General features: G+C 58.7%; 17 protein-coding genes and 1 pseudogene. 6 read left to right on the top strand and 12 right to left on the bottom strand.

Features of this window, described 5'->3' with window-relative positions:
- Window positions 1-224: 224 nt before the first annotated feature.
- The 8 genes and pseudogenes from LDP01_RS15975 to LDP01_RS15940 all read right to left on the bottom strand — a co-directional run bounded on the left by LDP01_RS15975 (window position 225) and on the right by LDP01_RS15940 (window position 9,536).
- The gene (locus LDP01_RS15975; protein ID WP_224091390.1) at window positions 225-1,421 is read right to left on the bottom strand and encodes an ABC transporter permease; all 1,197 of its coding nucleotides are present in this window, start codon (window positions 1,419-1,421) and stop codon (window positions 225-227) included.
- Window positions 1,408-2,028, bottom strand: a complete 621-nt coding sequence (locus tag LDP01_RS15970) for an ABC transporter ATP-binding protein (protein ID WP_224093883.1) — start codon at window positions 2,026-2,028, stop codon at window positions 1,408-1,410. Before LDP01_RS15970 ends, LDP01_RS15975 begins: the two co-directional genes overlap by 14 nt.
- An 82-nt stretch (window positions 2,029-2,110) precedes the next feature.
- On the bottom strand, window positions 2,111-3,337 hold the full coding sequence (locus LDP01_RS15965) for an efflux RND transporter periplasmic adaptor subunit (RefSeq protein ID WP_224091389.1): 1,227 nt from the start codon (window positions 3,335-3,337) through the stop codon (window positions 2,111-2,113).
- Window positions 3,338-4,228, bottom strand: a complete 891-nt coding sequence (locus LDP01_RS15960) for a hypothetical protein (protein WP_224091388.1) — start codon at window positions 4,226-4,228, stop codon at window positions 3,338-3,340.
- 347 nt (window positions 4,229-4,575) lie between these two features.
- Window positions 4,576-5,085, bottom strand: a pseudogene (locus LDP01_RS15955) (dihydrofolate reductase family protein); the annotation flags it as partial.
- A 41-nt stretch (window positions 5,086-5,126) separates the two neighbouring features.
- On the bottom strand, window positions 5,127-8,282 hold the full coding sequence (locus tag LDP01_RS15950; protein WP_224091387.1) for a DEAD/DEAH box helicase: 3,156 nt from the start codon (window positions 8,280-8,282) through the stop codon (window positions 5,127-5,129).
- Between the two features lie 212 nt (window positions 8,283-8,494).
- Complete coding sequence (locus tag LDP01_RS15945) at window positions 8,495-8,695, bottom strand: hypothetical protein (RefSeq protein ID WP_224093960.1); 201 nt, start codon at window positions 8,693-8,695, stop codon at window positions 8,495-8,497.
- Entirely contained in the window at window positions 8,643-9,536 is an 894-nt protein-coding gene (locus LDP01_RS15940; RefSeq protein ID WP_224093881.1) for a TM2 domain-containing protein, read from the bottom strand. The genes LDP01_RS15945 and LDP01_RS15940 overlap by 53 nt, the downstream gene beginning before the upstream one ends.
- A gap of 521 nt (window positions 9,537-10,057) precedes the next feature.
- Between LDP01_RS15940 and LDP01_RS15935 the strand changes: the two genes are divergently transcribed.
- Entirely contained in the window at window positions 10,058-10,459 is a 402-nt protein-coding gene (locus LDP01_RS15935; protein WP_224091386.1) for a hypothetical protein, read from the top strand.
- Window positions 10,460-10,534: 75 nt separating this feature from the next.
- Here LDP01_RS15935 and LDP01_RS15930 read toward each other — a convergent pair whose 3' ends face one another.
- Together LDP01_RS15930 and LDP01_RS15925 are read right to left on the bottom strand one after the other, a co-directional pair.
- On the bottom strand, window positions 10,535-13,429 hold the full coding sequence (locus tag LDP01_RS15930; protein WP_224091384.1) for an NPCBM/NEW2 domain-containing protein: 2,895 nt from the start codon (window positions 13,427-13,429) through the stop codon (window positions 10,535-10,537).
- A 100-nt stretch (window positions 13,430-13,529) separates the two neighbouring features.
- On the bottom strand, window positions 13,530-14,864 hold the full coding sequence (locus LDP01_RS15925) for a hypothetical protein (protein WP_224091382.1): 1,335 nt from the start codon (window positions 14,862-14,864) through the stop codon (window positions 13,530-13,532).
- A 246-nt stretch (window positions 14,865-15,110) separates the two neighbouring features.
- Here LDP01_RS15925 and LDP01_RS15920 point away from each other — a divergent pair, with 246 nt between their 5' ends.
- From LDP01_RS15920 to LDP01_RS15900, 5 genes are all read left to right on the top strand, one after another.
- On the top strand, window positions 15,111-15,953 hold the full coding sequence (locus LDP01_RS15920) for an FG-GAP repeat domain-containing protein (RefSeq protein WP_224091380.1): 843 nt from the start codon (window positions 15,111-15,113) through the stop codon (window positions 15,951-15,953).
- A 71-nt stretch (window positions 15,954-16,024) separates the two neighbouring features.
- A complete protein-coding gene (locus tag LDP01_RS15915) occupies window positions 16,025-16,339 on the top strand; it encodes an ArsR/SmtB family transcription factor (RefSeq protein WP_224091377.1) in 315 nt (104 codons plus the stop codon).
- Complete coding sequence (locus LDP01_RS15910) at window positions 16,336-16,743, top strand: SRPBCC family protein (protein WP_224091375.1); 408 nt, start codon at window positions 16,336-16,338, stop codon at window positions 16,741-16,743. Before LDP01_RS15915 ends, LDP01_RS15910 begins: the two co-directional genes overlap by 4 nt.
- 121 nt (window positions 16,744-16,864) lie before the next feature.
- Window positions 16,865-17,785 (top strand): ABC transporter ATP-binding protein, encoded by a 921-nt coding sequence (locus LDP01_RS15905; protein WP_224091373.1) that lies wholly within the window; start codon window positions 16,865-16,867, stop codon window positions 17,783-17,785.
- Window positions 17,782-18,528, top strand: coding sequence for a hypothetical protein (locus tag LDP01_RS15900; protein WP_224091371.1), 747 nt, complete (start codon window positions 17,782-17,784; stop codon window positions 18,526-18,528). The genes LDP01_RS15905 and LDP01_RS15900 overlap by 4 nt, the downstream gene beginning before the upstream one ends.
- 112 nt (window positions 18,529-18,640) lie before the next feature.
- Here the strand turns inward: LDP01_RS15900 and LDP01_RS15895 are convergent, their stop codons facing one another.
- Window positions 18,641-18,913 carry a hypothetical protein gene (locus tag LDP01_RS15895; RefSeq protein WP_224091369.1) on the bottom strand — a complete coding sequence of 91 codons (273 nt, stop codon included), beginning with the start codon at window positions 18,911-18,913 and terminating at the stop codon, window positions 18,641-18,643.
- A 139-nt stretch (window positions 18,914-19,052) separates the two neighbouring features.
- The gene (locus LDP01_RS15890) at window positions 19,053-19,859 is read right to left on the bottom strand and encodes an alpha/beta fold hydrolase (protein ID WP_224091367.1); all 807 of its coding nucleotides are present in this window, start codon (window positions 19,857-19,859) and stop codon (window positions 19,053-19,055) included.
- Window positions 19,860-19,915 lie beyond the last annotated feature (56 nt).

The raw sequence follows: 19,915 nt of genomic DNA, 5'->3' as shown, positions 1-19,915 counted from the left end.
TCAAATTAAGTTGCTTTTCTGGAATAAATTTAAATATGTGAAAATTGCACATTGTGAATGGGCCTGACAACTAGACCATTCACCCTGGAGGATGTCGGCTATATTCGTCTTACTTGAATTCGAAAGTTATCGGCTACGCTTTTATAAAGTTTCGATAAATTGATATGTTAGCTTGTTCCAGTCGTCATCCTCCTTTAACCGGAACATGCATCGAGACCGCTGCATCAGCGAACTAATGCCTGTACAGGGCTTATTCTTGTTGCTCGCAAAGCAGGCCACAGCCCTGCCACGACACCTGACGCGGTGCCACCCAACATCGCATAAATGAGTATTTGGACGTCAAGCACCGGAACCCACCTGTTAATGAGAGAAATCACCAGCACAAGTCCGCTTCCCAGCGAGCTCCCCACTACCCCGCCGACGATACCTAGCATCGTTGTTTCCATCAGGACCTGCCGGAATATATCGATGCGCCTGGCCCCCATTGCCCGACGAAGGCCAAACTCCGGGATTCGAGCCGACATTGCAGCCATCGAAGCGTTTCCGATAGAGATGCAACCTATGAAAAGGGTTAATGAACTCACCAGGAGCGCCATCGAAGTCACATTCGACGAGACTTCCTGGCGAAGAGTCTTGGGATCAGGCGGTGCGACTATCTTGATACGATCCGGCGTACCTGGGGAGAGTGCCAAGGCCAGCTGACCCCCGACGTGCTCAGCCGCGCCCGGGTTCGTCTCGACAATAACTTTCGTTGAGTTCAGGTCAGTTCTGTACCTTGCCAGGGTTGACTGCGGCGCTACGGCTCCACCGACAGCGTCTGCTAGCCGATCGGCGTCGTCGTAAATGCCGGCAACCGTCATCGTGAGACCGCCAACATCCACTGAGGCACCAATCGTCTGCACTCCGATTTGCCGGGCAGCATTGGCCGAAAGCAGCACCACACGGTCCGCCCTGGCCACGTGTCCGGCATCAAATGAACGCCCAGCAATCATGCGGAGACCTACCGCCTGAAGGCTGCCGGCGTCGAGGCCGAACAGAGACAGGCGAAGACTCTCAGGTTCCGGACTAAAAGGGTGTTTGACGGGGATTCCACTGTAAGTGTCAACACGGCCGCCCGACGCCGTTCCCCCAAGCTGCAGGGTACGTTTTAGGCCATCCGTCGTTATCCACTGTGACTGATCGCCGGTTTCAATCCTGTCCAACTCGGCCGTTACCGTCGTAGCACGGCGGATGTCGAAACTACTTGAAACTTGCTGACCTATGGTGCCCGTGAGACCCAAAGCTGCAACGAAGGACAGACAGCCGAGAACAACGCCCACGGACGTCAGCAGTGAGCGAGCGGGCGCAATGTACGTCGATAACCACGCTTCCCGCGTCAGATCGCGAAGACCAAGTCCCTTTGCTGATCTAGGTACCCTCATCGAGTGCGACCTTTCCGTCCTGTACCACCACTCGCGTCTTTGCGGACTCGGCTATCTTCTGGTCGTGCGTTATGAGGACCACGGTGATTCCGCTGTTGTTCAGTTCATGCAGCAGACCGATGACCTTCCGGCTATTTGTGCTATCCAGATTTCCTGTTGGTTCGTCACAGAGCAGCACGGAGGGTTCCAGAGACAGCGCCCTTGCAAACGCCACTCGCTGTTTCTCGCCGCCAGATAGTTGTCTGGGATCCTTGCCTGTGTAGTGGGCCAGACCAACTTTTCGGAGTGATTCGAATGCACGTTCCTTGCGTTCCTGCCTGGAACGGATGGAATAGAGCATTCCCATTTCAACGTTGTCCAGAACCGAACGTCCGGGTAAGAGGTGGAAAGACTGAAAGACAAAACCGAAGAGACGTCCTCGTAGCCTCAGAATGGACCGTTCGTCCGTAAGATCAATAGTTTCCCCATTTACCATGTACGAACCTGCGGTGGGACGATCGAGCAGGCCGATGACATTCATGAGGGTTGACTTTCCAGCGCCTGAGGGGCCCGTGATAGCAAGAAAGTCTCCGCCATGAATACCTAAATCTGTCGGGTGAAGCCCCACAGGAGATCCCGCGTTGTCGTACAACTTCGAGATCCCCTGCAAAGAGATCAAGCGCAGTGAACGATTGGCCGCGTTTTCGTGACTAGGATTTCCCGACGACAAGTTCCGAACCTTCTTCCAAAGGAAAATCAGACGTTCTAATCTCCACCCATCCCCCGGCGGTGTCGCCCAGTGTGACCCCTATTCGCGTGCCCCCTGCGCTTTCGGAACGTTCGACGTAGCTCGATCCATCAGGGTTGGTGTACACCGCAGTAAGCGGCACCGCGGTCACCGACGACAACGACCCACCACTTGAGATTGTCACCTTGTCGGTTTGTCCGGTTGGGGATTGAACTCCGGCGCCCCCGTTGAACTCCAGCTTGACGAGGACGCCACTGCCGAGCTCTGATACGTCGGTTATGTCTGCGGCTACTTCGATGACTTTCAGGTCGAGTTCGGGGCCTCCGGATTGTGAAATCTTGGCCACATCCCCGGGTTTGAGATTTTCCGCTTGAGCAATCGGAATCGCGGCGTGGACAACCATAGAGCCTGCAGTTGCACTACCGAGGCTTTTCGTTTCGGCGGTGATTTCGGTTCCGACTTGGACGTCGAGCGTTTCCAGACGTTGCACTTCACGTGGAAGAGCGAGAACTTGCTGCGGGAGCAGTATCACGCCTTTGACGAGCGCGGCAGCTTGTTGTTTCGAATCTTCCGCGGCCGTGGAAGATTCGCCTGTTGGCTGTATTGGCAAGGCTGACGGGGCAGAGTCTGCCGCAACGACGTCATAGCCGATGTTCGCATAGTGCCTCGTCAGTGCACTTGAAGTCGCACTATCGAAAGTGTCGTTCGCTTGGCCGAGAAGGCCCATCGTAACCAGGGACTTCTCAAGTTGTTCTACGTCTGGACCGCTCAAGCCCTCATGCAGTTCTCGATAGGCCCGGAATGGCCAGGAGAATGCGAAAACTGGTAATCCATTGACTTCAAGGACAGGACTGCCTTCATAAATCGGTTGGCCGACTTGCATCGGGGTGCCTGTCACGACGCCGCCGGAAGAAATAAGTGCTTGTGGAAGCGGAACGACCAAGCCCGGTGTCTGAATGACCCTTCCCCGAGTAATTATCTGTTCATGAAGCGGCCTCACCTCAACGCCCACCGTGAGTTGAGTCGGCGGAGGTGGCGCAGCGTCAGCCAGCGCCTGCGCAGGTGACTTGAACGCGCTTGAGCTGATCATCAATGCGACGACGAGACCTACAACTACCAAGCCAATAAGGGTGATGCCGATATCGCGTCTGGATCTCCTTCGGCTGGCGGAAGGCTCGGAGAGATCCATCTAACTCGTACCAAATTTGGCGCCGGTGGCAGACTTCGCCAACGCTTCGACCTGAGGGGACAGTTCGCTCAATTGGCCTTCGTACTTGGCAATCGCGCTAGTGGCAGCTGCTACCCGTTCCTGAACATATTCATCGCGGTAGCCAGAGTCGACTGTGCACTTGTAGTAGTCGACGGCGAGCCTGGACTCTTGCTCCGTTGGAATATACGGTGCCGCTGGAAGCCCTCGCGAAGAGAAATTTCCTACGGCTGGCGGCTCATCCGGCTCGGCGCGCTCCGCTTTGCCTAAAGGAATGCTAAATGTCATACCGTAGCGAGAGTTCTTATCGGCTGTAACGTAGTAATCTTTGTCCGACAGGCATTTCACTGTGAAATCCACGATCTTGTTCCAGTTGTCCAAAGGGACGACCAATAGTGCAGACGTTAAATTGTTCTGGACTTCAAGGTATGCGTTGTAAGTTTTCTCTGCATCGGGGCCAATGGCAATCCACGATTCGCGCACACAGGTGTCCGTTGCTTCATCAATGGACGCATCCCTAACGATGACCTTAGGAAGACTCGCCGGAAGTGACTCCCCGAAGCCACGTTGCTGCGCATCATCTTCACTGAGAAACAGCCCTGTGGGCAGATTTGCGCTTGGAAGTCTATCCCGGGCCGACTGTGTTTCTCGATAGCCAACCATGGCGTCTCGAAACTGCGGAAAGCCTTCCTCGGCCAAGCAGTCGAGGCGGAGTCTGCGTTCTTCAACTCGAAGCGTGTCCAATGCTTCAGCCTTAAAGGCATCAAAAGGATTGCCTTGCTGGGTGGCATCGTCGTTAGTACTAGTGCTGCATGCCGAGAGTGCGAGGCTGGATACCAGCATTATTTGCACGACAAATTGCTTCTTCTTCATATTCCCCCCCCCACTACCAGAAGCGAGCCAGCAATGCGTCCGGAAACTTCGACTAGTCAGCTGACCCATGAGATAGACAACTATGACTTCTGTGAGGTGTCAATGAATACGTGAATTTTGCTCGAAATTCTGATTCCTGGAAGAAATACGGAGACTTCTTCCGCTGGAGCGCGTCACGATCCCCACATCAGCAACACATGTAGTGGGGACTTACATTTTGAAAATGGGGTCGGCGTGAATTGATCCACGGCATTCGAGGCCGTTGTTCGTTACGCCTACGCCTTCTTGCGAGCATGCCGTGGCTCACCCCGGCACTTCTCATGGTGATTTTGGACAGAACGGAAAGGCTACCCCGCCTGCTCCATTTCGGTCATATCCCCCACCCCAGGCGTCCCCTCAACCAGGGCGTACCGCTGCATCACGGCACCCTTTGGCGAGGCGACCACCGGCTCGATAAGTTGAAGGTTCGTCGGTATGACACCATCGGCGAACACCTTTTCCCGCGGCCCCAGGAGGATTGGATACACCCACAGATTGAGCCGGTCGAAGAGCCGCTCCGCGAACAGGGTCTGCACAAAGTCCAGGCTGCCGATCACGTGAATGTTCTCGTGTTTGCCGCGAAGCTCGTGCAAGGAAGCCGCCACGTCGGGACCGAGCTGGGAGAAACCATCCCACTCGAGGTTCAGCGACTGACGCGAGGCCACGTACTTCGGTATGCGGTTGAACAACCGCGCGATTCCATTGTCCTGGTGTGGCCGGTACGAAGCGAAGATGTCGTAGGTCCGGCGCCCGAGTAGCAGTGCATCCATCCCAACCATCCCTGATTCGACCTGTTCGCCCACCACATCATCAATCAGTTTTCAAAACATGTGAGGCACGCTGAGAAGGCAATCCTTGACTATCTCGCAGCCGCCAGTGCGGTCGCAAAAACGTTCGCTGGCATTGGACGATGCAGCTTCCACTTGATAGCTATCGGATTCGCGCCAGTGTGCTCGACATAGTCGACCTGCCCTAAGCAGGTGTAAGGAACTGTCAGGCCAGTCTCATCGTCCGCGGTGTCCCGCGTGAAGAGCAGGATGTGCGAGCCATGAGCTCGCCGGTCTAAGTACCGCCTGCCAGTTGGGCTGGTCGGCGATGTGGCGTTCTGCGACTCCCAGTGAAAGAGCTCCGGACTAAGGGCATAGTCCCTGTACATCGTCGTCGCTGAGTGCTTCCGGTCGTCCTTGGTCAACGTTACGAAGAAGGCGTCCGTAGCCGTGGCGGGACACCAGGCAACGCCCTCACGATGCTGCACGTTCTTCCCGAGTTCCAACGAGCCATACTGAAGTGCTGCGAGAACTTCTTCGCGTCGATAAGTCGCGTGTGTCAACAGCGGAATGTGTTGGAGCCCAACGCCGAGACCTTTGGCCGCGTGCTTTGAGGAGGCAACTCCAAGGCGAACGATTTGTCGGATCTCCCTGCACACGAACCCATATCCGCGAACGTGATCCAGACCGTCGTCGTACGTCTTGAAGCCGCCGCCACCATCCCAAAACGTGTAGAAGAGCATTCGCGCGAACGTCTGCTCTCGCTCTCCCAACTCCGCGTAGCGGGGCGCGTCCGCACTGACGAGCATGGCGTACGCATCAGCCCGCTCCGGATCGTCAACGTGGATGAGGGCAGCCATGCGTCCCAGGAGCTTCTTCTCCTCAGCACTGGATCGGTCGTGATGGACGCTTTTGAGCACCGACTCAAGACCCGAAAATCCTTCAATGAGCTGCGCTTCGCGCAGGTAGCTCGTCCAGGAGTCACGAGTCGAGCGATAAATCGTCTTCAAGTCGTTACCCGACTCCCTCAGGTACGAGGCGAGCTCAATTTCCCCGTAGGACGCAACGTCACGGACCAATTGGTTCCGGTTAAAGCGCAGCTGGGCTTTGATGTTGTCCAGCACTACTCGCTGCGCTACACGATCCAGCACAATTTGGGACCCTGACGGAAGGTACGGGAATTCTTCCTCGACGGCCTTTTCCAATTTTTTTCGTCCATAACCAGTTAGTGCTCTGTAGCGCAGATCGAAGCGGAACTCGCGACGCTGTTGGCCAATGAAGTCAAGGACGGTGAGTACAGCCTTGTCGTCGGCACGGCGCAGGCCGCGCCCTAGCTGCTGAAGGAAGATCGTGGCGCTCTGAGTCGGCCGCAGCATGAGGATGGTGTCCACTTCGGGGATATCCAGTCCCTCGTTGAAGATATCCACCGCGAAAATACAGTTGATCTCGCGATTACGCAGCTGATTCAAAGCGTCAGCACGCGCAGTCTCATCAGTACTGCCGTCAACCGCAATGGAGCGGATGCCGGCGTCGTTGAACACCCTGGCCATGTAATGGGCATGCTGAACTGAGACACAGAAGCCAATCGCTCGCATGTGTTCGGTGCCCACGACTTTGTCCCGAAGTTCGCGGATGACCTTCGCCGCGCGAGCGTCGTTGCCCGTGTACAACCTGTCAAGTTGAGCGGTGTCGTAATTGCCGCGCTTCCACTCCAATCGGCTGAGATCCACGTCATCCGATACGCCGAAGTAGTGGAACGGTACGAGGAGATCGGCATCCAGCGCGTCCCAGAGACGGAGCTCGCTGGCCGTTCTCCCCTCAAAGAACTCCTTGGCGACGTTGCCACCATCGCCGCGTTCCGGCGTAGCGGTTAGCCCAACGAGCTGCTGGGGTTTCAAGTACTCGAGCAATTGGCGGTAAGTCGGTGCCAATGCATGATGGAACTCATCGATCACGACGACGTCGAATTGGTTGGCTTCGAAGGTCTGGACCCCGAGGGACGCCAGAGACTGCACTGAGGCGAAGACATGTGTCCACTGCTGGGGCTTATGATCGCCGACATAGAGTTCACCAAATGCACCGTCTTGCATGACGTTTCGATAGGTGGCTAGGGACTGCTTGAGAATCTCTTGCCTGTGAGCCACAAAGAGCAAGGACAACGGCCTTCCAGCTGCTTCGCAGAGACGCCTATAATCCAGCGCGGCGATGACTGTCTTGCCGGTCCCCGTGGCCGCGACAAGAAGATTCTTGTTGAACCCTTTTGACCGCTCCGCTTCAAGGTCCTCTAGCATTTCTTCCTGGTGAAGGAATGGCACGACCTCGAGTCCAGTGATTGCGTTCGGGGCCGCCGTCCGCTTCCCGCCGTTGCGTTCCAGGGCCGCATCCAGCTTGTCGCCGTCTCGATCCGGGTCGTAAGACTGAAAGGCCTTTTGCTCCCAATAGCTGTCGAACGTGACCTCGAACTTTTTGAGCAGTTCCGGTGTTGCGATCGAACTCAGGCGTACGTTCCACTCCAGGCCATCAAGCAACGCCGCCTGACTGAGATTCGAGCTACCTACATATGCGGTGTCAAATCCAGTGTGCCGTCTGAAGAGCCATGCCTTGGCATGAAGTCGGGTGGCTTGGGTTTCGTAGCTGATCTTTACTTCGGCGCCATAACGCCTGACTAGTTCATCGATCGCTCGGCGTTCTGTGGCTCCCATGTACGTAGTGGTAATGACCCTGAGCTTCACACCCCGATCGTTCAACTGCTCAAGGGCAGGCTCAAGAAGCCTCAGACCTGTCCATCGCACAAAGGCGCAAAGCAGATCGACGGTGTTGGCCGATTCAATCTCGCTTCGAAGCTCCGCTGCGAGGTTGGGGTCGTCCTTGCCATTCGTGAGCAGCGCGGATTCACTGAGCTTGGTGGTGGGCCGTCGGAGTTGGCGTCGCTTCAACGCATCCGGTCGGTGCAATGAGAGTAACTGGCGTGGACCAGGCGTGATCTGGTCGTTTAGCTGGACTTGGGACAAGAGCCTGTTGGCAAGTGCGACGCGTTCTTCCGGCTTGGCAGTTGTGAGTGCATCCTTCACGACTTCGGCGATGTGGCGCGCGAGCACTTCTGGGGCGTCGTCTTGGTCGATCTCTTCGACTGTCGCGCTGAACTCCGGCACCAATGACAACTTGGTTTCGAGATTCGCCGTCTGCAGGAGTTCGTATAGCCCCTCGGGGAGCGTTGTACGCTCCCATCCCCCATCAAATGTATTCACTGCGCCAGGGTATGGGCCTGTCCGATAATCACCAAGCAAAGACACGACGAAGTAGAACCAGTTGTTGCGCTCCAGTTCATTCGTCCCATGCCGATGAGCTTCGCCGCTTTAGTGGCCGAGTTGTGAAGCGAAGAAAGAGTAGCCCGGGTCCACAGCGGGGACCCGGGCTGATTTCTATGAACGTGTCCCAATTGGACGCGATGATTTGGAGACTATCCGGGCGTAATCGTCCAGTCGCCGCTTGACGTGACCTGCACGAACCCGGGGCCCGTCAATTTGACAGTGCCCGTGTAGGAGCCGATGGTGTTCACAGCCAGCTCGGAGCGGCTTCCACCGTACCCCTTAACAACGAAGTTGCTCTCACCCACGTAAGTGATGGCGGCTTTGGTCGACTTTCCCCCCAAGAGAATCACTTGGTCCCCGTGCCCGCTGACGGGGCCCTGTCGTGGAGGGAATCGTGGTGATGTCCGCAACTGTCAGCGACCAGCTGCCTTGAGCGTTAATGGTGAACTCAGATGTGGTGGACCCGGTCGAAGTATCAACAATGTGAGTCCCCGTGTAGGACCCGATTGTGTTGACCAGTAGGCTGTCGCGACCGTTTGTTTTCAGCACCGTATTACTGCTGCATGGATCACAGGTGAATGTAACGATAGCTGGCGCACCGGAAAGGGAAGCAGCCACGATGTCATCGCCAACGCCGCTGAAAGTTTGCGTAGCCACTTTTGGGGCGGCCGACGCTGCTGCGGCTGTGGTCTGTGCCGCTGACGGCGCGGGAGAAGGCGTAGACGCTGGGGAAGTGGGTGCTGATGAAGCGGCTGGTTCTGAATTCGCTGACGACGTTGAGGCAGGGATTGGGACCGCAGCTGGCGGTGTTACGGGTCCGCGTGTTGAGTTCAAGACGATGCCGCCAACAATGAATACGGCTGTGACGATAAGAGCAACTACCTTGTGTTTGTCATAGCCCTCTAGGGGTCTGCGGTACTTGTCTGTTTGCTTGTTTGCAAGGACGAGTATGAGGTCAACGAGTGCCCATACCCCCAGTCCTCCGAACGTCAGCAGCTTTGCAATGCCGGTTCCCACCTTGCCCAGGTAGAAACGGTCAACGCCAAATACACCTACCAACATCGCAAGTATCCATGTCACCAGAAAAGACTTCTGAGGAGGAATAGGCGGCTGGAATAGTTGCCCCTGCGACGGAGGCACCTGATATCCCTGTGGTGCGGATTGAGGCGGGTAGCCTTGCGGTTGAGGCATCTGGTAGCCCGACGGCGTTGTCGGCGGGGTCTGACCCTGCGGGGATGAAGGCGTATAGCCTTCGTGATCCTGACTCATGAGGTTCCTTTCAGTGCCCGGTATTTTGGGCGCGACAAAATCATGCGAATGGGTTTGATGCGAGTGGAATGCCTTTAGTCTCTGGCATTGAGAATGGCAGAAAGTCGACTGTGCGCCGGCAAATACCCCCAGTAGTGCTCCCCAAAGCACCGAGCCCTGTGCCCGGTAATCGGATATTACAGGCTTTAGAAAAATTGGCAAGGAAAATACGGGATTATGTCTGCCCGACCTTTAAGTGAACTTACTATCTCGCTTCTTGCGGTTTTTGAACGCCGAGACAAAGGTGAGTCAAAGGCGATGCGTCCAACGTAAGGAACTGTGAGAGCAGGAGAACGTAACAAATCCTGGGCGCGTTCGTTGAAGCTTACACTTCCTCTGGTGTTCGCAAACCGCGAGCGAAATGGGGGCGGCGACAAAGGTCGTTGAAACTGAAATGGGGAATCTTGAAGAAAATCGTCCTTGCCATAGCCTTGTCGTGCCTTGCACTGGCTGGCTGCGCTGGAACACCTGCGACCGCTCCGAAGGTCACGGAAACTGTCACGGCGACAGTAACCGCCACAGCGACGGTAACGGCCACACCGGCACCTACCCCGGTTGCGGCGCAAGTGCCCGCGACACCGGCGCCGGCTCCGGCAATCACTGCGATCATTCCCGCCAATGTGGCCGGGATGAATGCCGAGGCTCTAGACGATGAGCTGCAGGCTCTCGGCTTCAAGAAAGTCGTGTACAACTCAGACACCGGAAAGACCGTACTCTTACTGAGCAACTGGACTGTGACCGGCATCGATAATCCTGGCATGGAGCAGGCAATCAGCAAGGCTGTCGTTGTTCACGTGACCAAGTAATTGAGCACGGCACCAACGATTCTGAATCGTTGGTGCCGTAGCTGTCTCTACCTGCTCGTTCAGCTCACCCAGGAATCATCCCAACCCCACCGGCAGATTCCCCACCGCAATGTCCATGATGTTCAGCCCCTCGTCCACCAAGGCGCTCCCCTGCGGCAGCGTCACGCTCGATACCTCGAACGCCGGCGGAATGTCGATCTTCGTGGCAAACACCCGAGCTGGCTCATCCACCCGCACAACCGTCGAAGGCCCGCCAATGTAAGCCTGCGTGTGCCGCTGGTGATACGCCGACGAAGCAACAACCACGCTGGTATCCGAGGGGACTCCCGAGAGACAGTTCGGCAACGACAGAACCACATCGCGCTTCTGGCCGTTGGTGAAGTGCACCGTCGCGACGCCCGAAGACACGTTCCCCGTGGAGAACCCAGTCACCAGCAAAGTCCGCCCCTTGCCCGAAACAAGCACTTCCTGCCCCGCAGCCTTCAAAGTATCCGGCGTCCCCACCGCCGTAGGATGCCAAACGGATGACACCCCAAACGCCGAATACCGCTCGCCCGAGCCAAGCCCAGCCTCCGCCAGAGCCTCCTCCGAGAACGTCCGCCGGTCAGCAGTAACAGCACCGTTCCGTGGGTTGGCCGCATTCGCCACGGACGTCTGATTCACCAACGAACCAAAGGGCAACGCGGCGGGAGCAACGCCCGGCCCTTGGTAAGCGCCGATATTCGGAAGGGAAGCCGCACCAGAGGTGGGGTTCCCGAAGAAGTCCCTGCCGCCGTCGTCGTTAATTCGAACACCGGCACCCAGCAAAGGCGACCCGGAAAGCAGCCGATACCCCGGAACCGACAGGGAAGTTTGCCCACTCCCGCCAGCAACCAACCGCGGATCATCCAGCACCGAACCCGTCTCGCCAACAGGAGGCAAAATACCGCCGAAGTAGGCGTTGTTCGCATACACAGCCGACACGGTTTTCAAACCACCACCCGGCGCCACGAACAGGTTGTTGCGGACCTCGCGCGGGCCGGTCATGTCGTCCAAGAAGACGCGCGACGGGCAGTAGAAGGTGTTGTTGTAGATGTAGTGCTTGCCCGTGCCGCTGCTGCTACCGCCCAACCGGCAGTCGTCCTGGGCGATGTTGTACCGCAGCACCACGTTCGCCGCGGTGGAACCCCCGCCGCAGTTCGAGACGCAGTTCAGGTAGAAGCCGCCCGCGTTCCCGTACGAGTAGTTGTACTGGAAGAGGCAGGTTCCCACGATCTTCATGTCGCAGTCCCAAGCAGTGGAGTCGTACACAGAGGTGCTGCTGTTGCCCACAACGTTGAACTGGAATACAGGGTTCTTGGAGTTGTACGGCCACATGCCCGCGAAGTTGCCGCCTTCATAGGGGTGTGCGCCTTGGCCGAGGTTGAGTCCGCTGTTGTACTCGATGAGCGGTGCGTCGGAATTGTGGATCACGATCGCGTCGCCGCCCACGTCATGGATCTTGTTGCGCGCTACGTAGACCTTGGTGTTGTAGCGCTCGGTGGTGTCCGGAGCGGAGATCTTCACGCCGCCGCCGGCGGTATCGTTCACCTCGTTGTCAGTGATGGTGATGCCGTCCACCGAGCCCTTGCCCCAGGTGCGCACCATGATGCCGGCAGACTGGGCGAAACCAGCGCCGTTCGTGGCCTTGTTTCGCCAGCCGGCCACGTCTTCCACGTGGTTTCCGGTGACGACTATGCCAGCGGTCTGTGCCGTTCCGCTGTTCTCGAAGAGGATGCCCACCCTGCGCACGGGAGTGTCCGACGGGTTCACCACACGTAGTCCGCTGACCGTCCAGTGGCTGGCATTGGTGATCTGGATGGCTGCCACCGCGCCGTTGCCGTTGATGGTGGGTTTGGCGCCGTCGCCATAAGCGGACAGCGTGATCGGGTGGTCCGCGACGCCGGTGCCCGCGGGCGTGAGCGCGCCAGTGCAGTCAGTGCCAGCCCGGAAGAGGACCGATTCGCCGGCGTTGAACGCGCCGTAGCCGTTGACCTGGGCGATGGAGTTGAACGGGCTGGCCTGGCTGCCATCACCGGGAGTGGCCGCCGAGCAGTCCACATAGAACTTCGCGTCGCTGATCTGCACGATCAACGCGCCGATCCTGCCGGTGGTCGCCACGTCGAAGGGGCCAGTGCCGGTGGCGACAAGCTCCGTTGTCCCGCCTGCGGCCCCAGCAGGCACCACGAACGTGATGGTCGCAACGCCGGTGGCGTCAGCAACGGCGTCGGCCACGTTTTCGCCCCGGAGGCTGAGACTGACGGGGCTCAACGGCTGAAGGTCACGCACGACGACGGTCGCCGGAGTCCCCGGGACCAGCGAGTTGAGGTTCGTCCCGGCTGAGCCCTCGATACGCAGCGGCGCGGCCAGGAACGCGTCGGAGCAGTTGATCTTGGCATCAGCCCAGTCGGCGTGATCGTTGCCGTTCCCTTCCGGGCCGGCCTCCACCTTCATCTGCAGCGTGGTGCCGCCCCTCAGATCCACGTTGACTGGCAGAGCTCCGTCCGTTCCCTTCCGCTCCCCCGCGAAACGCTCCACGCCATCCACCAGGACCCTGAAGTCCACCCGGCCGCGATCACCCTGGGTATCGTCCACGCCCACCTGGGCGAGGAACTGGCGGCACTGCCCGCCGAGGTTATACGTAATGGACGACGCCGCGTGGGTGCCCAGGCCCTTCGCATACACCGTGCCGCCGATGGTCAGCGGCGCACGATTGGCGTCCGCGAGCGCTTGGCCGCCGTTGCTCATGTCCAGTTCGGCCGGCCCCCAGCCGTTCGTCATGCTGGACCACGGAACGTCGCTGGCATACACGACGCCGGTGGGGGGCGGAGGCAGTTCGGCTGCGGTTGCTGCGGGGCTGGCTGCGAATCCGGCGGCTACCAGCGTGGCAGCGATGAGCGCTGCGGATGCGGTGGTTGCGGCCAGACTTCGGGCCAAGGTTTGTGGGTGCAAGTGAGGCTCCTCATTGAGTGGGTTTCCTCAAGGAGTTTCTTGCGGTTGCACTGCGAAGGGCAACGAAATGCACAGGACTGAACAGGCGGGCGCAGCGCCTCTACAGCCTCACCTTGTAGACGTGGTGCGTGGATTCAACGGGGAAATCATCCGTGAACTTCCCGTCTTTCACGGCGATGGTGCGGTTCTCGTTCACCACCTCGACGGTCTTGGGAGTGACGCCCGTTGGCAGGGTGAAGGTCCGCTGCCCGGTCAGCGCGTCCTGCGTCATCGCGAAAATGTACGCGTCCCCGTTGTAGCTTTTCAGCATGGTGTCCAGCCCGTCGCCGAAGTTCCATACATAGCTTTGCGTGTTCAGAATCGGCGCCAGGGCCTTCACTTCTGCGTTGATCTCACCCATGGCCTGCACTTGGTCCCGGGAGCAGGCGGTGTTGTGAATGCGGACATCGGCCAGCGCATCTCCGGACATGCACGGGTTATCGGCCCCACCGCCGGGCGACTGGGTAAACCACACAATGCCACGCGACTCGTGGATGAGCATCGCCCACACCTGCGCCTTCACCCGGTCCGGCGTCATCTGGTCGGACAGGTCATGCTCACCTTCCGGGCTAAGCACGGTCGGGACCATCCAGATGGGCGAGTACACACCCCTCGCGGCGTTGACCTCCTGCATAACCTGCATGGCTTTTGCGTACGCGGACGACGTCTGGCAGGTGGCCGTCGTCGTCGGGTTGTATCCCTGGGGTGTGCGCAGCCGCCAATCGCGGCAGGCACCTGCGTAGTAATAGTTGGACGTCGAGGACACGTCCACGGTCTCCCAGTACCGCTTGGTGATGTCCATGGGCGCGTCGTAGCTGATGAGGGACGGAGTCCAGTTGGCGTAGGTAAACCGGCCCTCCTCCTTGGACTTCAACTCTTTGATCGTCTGGTTCATGTGCACCACGCCCTCATCCCAACCGAACCGGCCATCTACCTCGTCGTCGACGTAGTTGCCCGGGAGCTGGGCCCAGTTATCGGGTGCGTTCTTCGTTTTCATCAGCGAGAACATGCCGTGCTGGTCGAACAGCGAATAGTCAGTGTCAGGGTTGAATTGGACGTAGAAGTTGATGCCATGCGCTTTGTCGAACTGCATCTGCTCGCCGTTCGCGGATGCGTACCAGACTCCGATGGGGAAGAATCCCGGGTCATCCCACCCTGCGGCGTCGGCCTTGCTGAACTTCTTGTAGAAATCAGGTCCACCGTCCCAGGGAATCCTGGCGAGTTTTGCCAGCGCCGCCGGGGGCGTTGCGGATGGCGAGCCTGTCGATGAGGCAGCGCCCGGAGGGGTTGCTGACGCGCTCGACGGCGGTGAGCTGGGGTCCGCTGTGGCCGTGCATCCGGTGAGTAGCAGGACGGCAACCGCTGCTGCCGCTGTGAAGTAGCGAACCCGCTTCATAGCTCCTCGATTCCGTCCCGACCGGTGAAACCTGAATGTCTCTAGGATGACAGGGCTTTCCGCCAGCCCCTAACAAAACTTCGGCGATCCGGCTAAGCTCCGGGGCATCGCGTGATGGCTATGTTGCTAATGGGGGTAACAGTGATGTTCCGATCAGGGTCGACTACAAGTGCACGCTGCACAACTCGTTTATCGCGACGGGCTGGAAGCCGCCGACACGGGCTTTTCCTTGGTACGGCTGCGGCCATGGTTGCGGTCTTTTTCCTGGGGCTCGCGGTGGTTCCGGCGCAAGCCACGCGGGCTTTGAACGTCCCCAACAACAACTGGGATTACGTCAGCATCAATACGAGCTACTTTCACGACGTACTGGCCCGTGACACAGCAGGCGATCTCTGGGTGTATCCCGGTGATGGCCTTGGCGGCTGGAAGAAGCCCCGGTTCAAGATGGGACAAGGTTGGAATGTCATGACCGCAATCGTTGGTCCGGGCAAGTTCCAAAGCGAGTTCACGGACGACCTCCTGGCCCGGGACACCAACGGCGACTTGTGGCTCTACCCCGGCACGGGCGGCGGAACTCTCAAGCCGCGGATCCAAGTGGGCGTTGGCTGGAACGTCATGACTGCCCTGGTGGGACCTGGGGACTTCAACGGTGATTACATGGCCGATCTCATGGCCCGTGATGCCGAAGGGCGCCTCTGGCTGTATCCGGGAGATCACCGAGGCGGGTGGCTCCCCCGGTTCCAAATCGGCGAAGGCTGGAACGTGATGACTGCCCTGATCGGTCGCGGCGATTTCAATGAAGACCGGAAGATGGACCTCCTGGCACGGGACACCAGCGGCCGCCTTTGGCTCTACCCAGGAAATGGAACTGGAGGATGGCTCCCGCGGATGCAGGTCGGCGAAGGCTGGAACACCATGACAGCAATCATCGCCACCGGTAACTTCGACAACAACTACGAGGGATACTCGCAGATCATCGCCCGGGATACCAACGGCATCCTCTGGCTCTATCCCGGCGTTGGAAGCCGCCATCTAGAGCCACGGAAACAGATTGGCGAAGGCTGGAACGTCATGACGGCCCTGGTCTGATCTCCCTATCTTTGGCCCGGCAAGGCCAGCCCGGCTTGTCATTTCGGAAATTTCCGACATATCATCATCGAGTGCTACCCGACGTCTTCGGCGCCCTCGCGAACCCTTCGCGGCGCACCATCCTCGATAGCCTCCGTGAGGGTCCCTTGACGGCGGGCGATCTCACGGGCCGCCTGGACCTCAGCCGTTCTACGGCGTCCGAGCATTTGGCGGTCCTGCGGGAAGCTGGCCTGATCCGCGAGGAACGGCAAGGCCGGAACAGGATCTACCACCTTGAGGCCCAAGGCCTGCGGGAAGCCAGCAACTGGCTGAAGAACTACGAGCAATATTGGAACCAGCGGCTCGACGCCCTGGCCGAACTACTGGATGAGGAAAACACTCCGTGACCGAAAACGCCATCAAACTCGAGCGCACCTTCCCGCACCCCAAAGAGGCAGTGTGGGCTGCCCTGACAATCCCGGAACTGCTCGCCCGCTGGTGGGCTGCCGGCGACATCGCACCCACGGTGGGTCACCGCTTCACGATGGACATGGGTGGCTGGGGCCAGCAGCAATGCGAAGTCACCGCCGTCGAACCGGGCACCTCCATCACGTTCGTCTTCGCAGAGGGCGTTCTGGACACCACCATCACCTGGACCTTGGAAGCCAGCGAAACCGGCACCATCCTTCACTTCGAGCACGCCGGCTTCAACCTGGACAGCCCTATGGGGCGGCAGGCCATTGAAGGCATGGGCAATGGCTGGCCGGGTCTCCTGGCGCGCATCGACCAAGTCCTGGTCAGCGTTAGTTAAGGCGCCGGCAGGGAGGCGGGTCCGGCGTCGTACCTGTACAAACAATTCGTACTAAAGCAGCAATGCACTCATAGTGGGTGTATTGAAAGGGGGGCTTCATGAAATCACGGGACATGCTCTTATGACCCTGCGACTGGACAACATCTCGAAGTCTTTCGGCAACGTAAAAGCCGTGCACGAGTTGAGCTTTAGCTGCGCTCCAGGGACGATCACTGGGTTCATCGGGCCAAACGGGTCCGGGAAATCCACCACGCTCAGAATGATCGCGGGGCTGACCCGGCCAGACACCGGCTCCATTACGATTGCTGGCTCGCCCTTCCACGAACTGCTGAACCCAGGGCAACAGATAGGCTTCCTGCTTGATCCTTCGGCACACCATCCCGGCAGGTCGGCCCGAGAAACAGTCACTTTGGCCGCCGCAATGATGGGGCTCCCGAGGCAGAGGGTGGATGCCGTTCTAGAGTCGGTGGGCCTGGCCAGTGCAGGTCGTCGAAAAGTACGGTCACTGTCCCTGGGCATGCGCCAACGCCTTAGTTTGGCCATCGCTCTTCTGGGCGATCCCAAGTACCTCGTCCTGGACGAACCAGCCAACGGGTTGGACGTCGAGGGAATGAGTTGGCTTAAGGCATCCATCCGTCGATTTGCCGCCGACGGTGGTGCCGTTCTCATTTCAAGCCATTTGCTGAATGAGCTTGAGTCCTATGTAGATCGCGTAGTCATCATTGACCGCGGCCGCGTGATCTCTAACTCCTCCATAGGAGACCTTGGAGGAACGGAAGTCACTGAAGTCGATGGCCCTCAGCGGTCTGAAATCAGGCGCGTCCTGCATGCCGAGGGAATCGCACTGGCTGACGCCCCTCATTCCGCCAGTGAGCGAATTTCAGTGATGTCGTCACCGGAGCGCGTCGGTGAAATCCTTTGGAGGAATGGCATCCAAGTGAGCCTGTTGCACAGAAAGCCGGTGGAATCGTTGGAAAGTTACTACAGTGAACTCACTTCCCCGGAGTTTGCAGCGGTCTCCAGGACGGAGGAGGGGAAATGAGCGGCATCAGCAGTCCGGTATCGAACCCCATCGGCGTTGCCGTCTACGTCGAAATGCGAAAACTCATCAATACCCGCAGCTCGCGATGGCTTCTCTTTAGCATGACGCTTCTAGGCATCCTGATGATCGTCGCGTTCGTAGCCGTCTCAGCCAGTCGCAACGAGCCGATTGACATGTCCATGATGCTTGCCGCGTTGGCGTTGCCCGCTGGCATCGGTGCTCCAATTATTTCGATTCTCGCGATCACTTCCGACTGGCAGCACCGCGACAATGTGAAGTTCTTCGTACTACAGCCAAGGCGGGGAGTGCTGCTCCTCGCAAAGTACATCGCTGTGGCCATCTTTGGTCTCGCCACAATGCTGGTGATTTGTGCCGTGGCTTTTGCTGTATCGGCGGGCTTCTCCGTTTTCACGAGCTCGGACATCATGTTCGGAAGCCTGAACAGGAGTGTCTGGCTACTGCTTTGCGCCACCCTGGTTGGCGTCATGTCCGGGGCTGCGGTCGCTTCCACGCTCCTGTCCACGCCACTCGCGATTGTCTTTGTGCTGTTTCAATCTTTTGTTTTCGACTCGCTGATTGGTCTGGTCGCTGGCGAAGCAACGCCATTTCTTCAATCCGCCACGTTCACCAACGTTCTGACCGAAGGCGGCAACGCTGCAGCTGCCGCATCTTCAGCTGTCATATGGATCCTTATTCCTTGTGTGATCGGTATCTGGAGAAACCGAACCAAGGATGTTGTCTAACCGCATCACGCGGGAATGGAGTAACTTCTGGTCGGTATCGTGTTCTCCGCGTACCGCGTTGACCGCAAAGTGCCTCGGCCCTAGCTCCAGGCAAGTCTGACGCCACGGGCTCTCATTCCGTGCCGTATTCTTCTTCGAGTTCCGCGAGGACCTCGGCTGCTGTCCGGCTTCCACCGTCGGCGAGGCGTCGAAGTTCCTCCACATCGCCACGTTCTGAGGCAAGCTCAATGAGGAGGTCCACGGCATCGGTACTCCCCTGCGCGGCAAAACGACGCAGCTCCTCAAGGTCGCCGCGCTCAGCGGCCAGTTCCACAAGCTGGTCAACGGCGTCCTGGCTGCCCTGGTCTGCCTGTGCTCGAAGTTCGGTCAAATCGTCATCGGTCATGGTCTGAACATTTCACATTTACCTGCCGTCCGGTAGGCCGTGCTGCGATGTGCAGGTCTGGTGACTTGGATACTGGAGCTCGTACGTCAGGAGCGATGTTTATCCTGCGTTTTCCATCCCAAGGTGTCCCGGGCGATAGTCATCCCATGGGGCCGTTAAGGGAACGAAGGAACGTCCTCACCTCGAAATTGAAAGCATCTGCGGCCTCCACGTTGCTCAGGTGCCCGACGCCGGGGAGCACGACGAGCTGCGATGCAGGGATTTTCCTGTGCAGTTCCTTCCCGACCGCCAGCGGCGATCGTACGTCGAGTTCGCCATGCAGCACCAGCGTCGGGACCTCGATGTCGGGGAGGATGCCACGATGATCGGCATTCGCCATCGCCAGGAGCATCGTCAAACTGGCTCGGGGGTGGATATCGGACATCAGCGCGAGTGTCTGCTCAGCCATTTCTCGCGGTGCAGACTCGGTTAGCATGCCGGCCAGGTACTTAGGCAGCCACTCGCCGGGAGGCTGTGTCACTTCCCTGCTGATCCGTTGAACGCGCCGCTGCACCTCGTCGGCTGGGAGGGAGCCCGCCCAGCCGGCATATGCACCGGCCAAGATCAGGCTTCTAGGCACGGTCGGGTGTCGTGCATAGAAGGCCAGGGCGAGAGCGCCACCAAACGACAGGCCAAGGATGTGCGGGTTTGTCAGGCCGAGCGCCCTCACAAACCCGGCCAGGCTGTCAGCGTAGTCTTCCATGCGGAACCACTCCGGTGGATCGTCGGATCCTCCGCAGCCAGGAGCGTCCCAGGCGACGACCATGAACTCGTCATCGAGGGTGTCGAGCTGCCGGCCCCATGATCGGCTATCCAATCCAAAGCCGCCATGGAGTAGAACGAGGGGATCGCCCGATCCCCTAACCCGGTAATTGACTTTGAGGCCGGACACCCTTACTGCGCCCACCTACGTATCTTGGCATCCGGCGACCAGGCCTGGCAACGATGCGGGGACAGTCAAGG

The sequence above is a fragment of the Arthrobacter sp. StoSoilB13 genome (assembly GCF_019977255.1).
In the GTDB taxonomy this organism is placed as follows: Bacteria; Actinomycetota; Actinomycetes; order Actinomycetales; family Micrococcaceae; genus Arthrobacter.
This window is presented reverse-complemented; position numbering and strand designations above follow the sequence as displayed.

What these genes read in the sequence shown, in the direction of transcription:
- LDP01_RS15975 (WP_224091390.1), bottom strand. Translation starts at nt 1,421, where the DNA reads ATGAGGGTACCTAGATCAGCAAAGGGACTTGGTCTTCGCGATCTGACG.
- LDP01_RS15965 (WP_224091389.1), bottom strand. Translation starts at nt 3,337, where the DNA reads ATGGATCTCTCCGAGCCTTCCGCCAGCCGAAGGAGATCCAGACGCGAT.
- LDP01_RS15960 (WP_224091388.1), bottom strand. Translation starts at nt 4,228, where the DNA reads ATGAAGAAGAAGCAATTTGTCGTGCAAATAATGCTGGTATCCAGCCTC.
- LDP01_RS15940 (WP_224093881.1), bottom strand. Translation starts at nt 9,536, where the DNA reads ATGCCTCAACCGCAAGGCTACCCGCCTCAATCCGCACCACAGGGATAT.
- LDP01_RS15925 (WP_224091382.1), bottom strand. Translation starts at nt 14,864, where the DNA reads ATGAAGCGGGTTCGCTACTTCACAGCGGCAGCAGCGGTTGCCGTCCTG.
- LDP01_RS15920 (WP_224091380.1), top strand. Translation starts at nt 15,111, where the DNA reads ATGGTTGCGGTCTTTTTCCTGGGGCTCGCGGTGGTTCCGGCGCAAGCC.
- LDP01_RS15905 (WP_224091373.1), top strand. Translation starts at nt 16,865, where the DNA reads ATGACCCTGCGACTGGACAACATCTCGAAGTCTTTCGGCAACGTAAAA.
- LDP01_RS15900 (WP_224091371.1), top strand. Translation starts at nt 17,782, where the DNA reads ATGAGCGGCATCAGCAGTCCGGTATCGAACCCCATCGGCGTTGCCGTC.
- LDP01_RS15895 (WP_224091369.1), bottom strand. Translation starts at nt 18,913, where the DNA reads ATGACCGATGACGATTTGACCGAACTTCGAGCACAGGCAGACCAGGGC.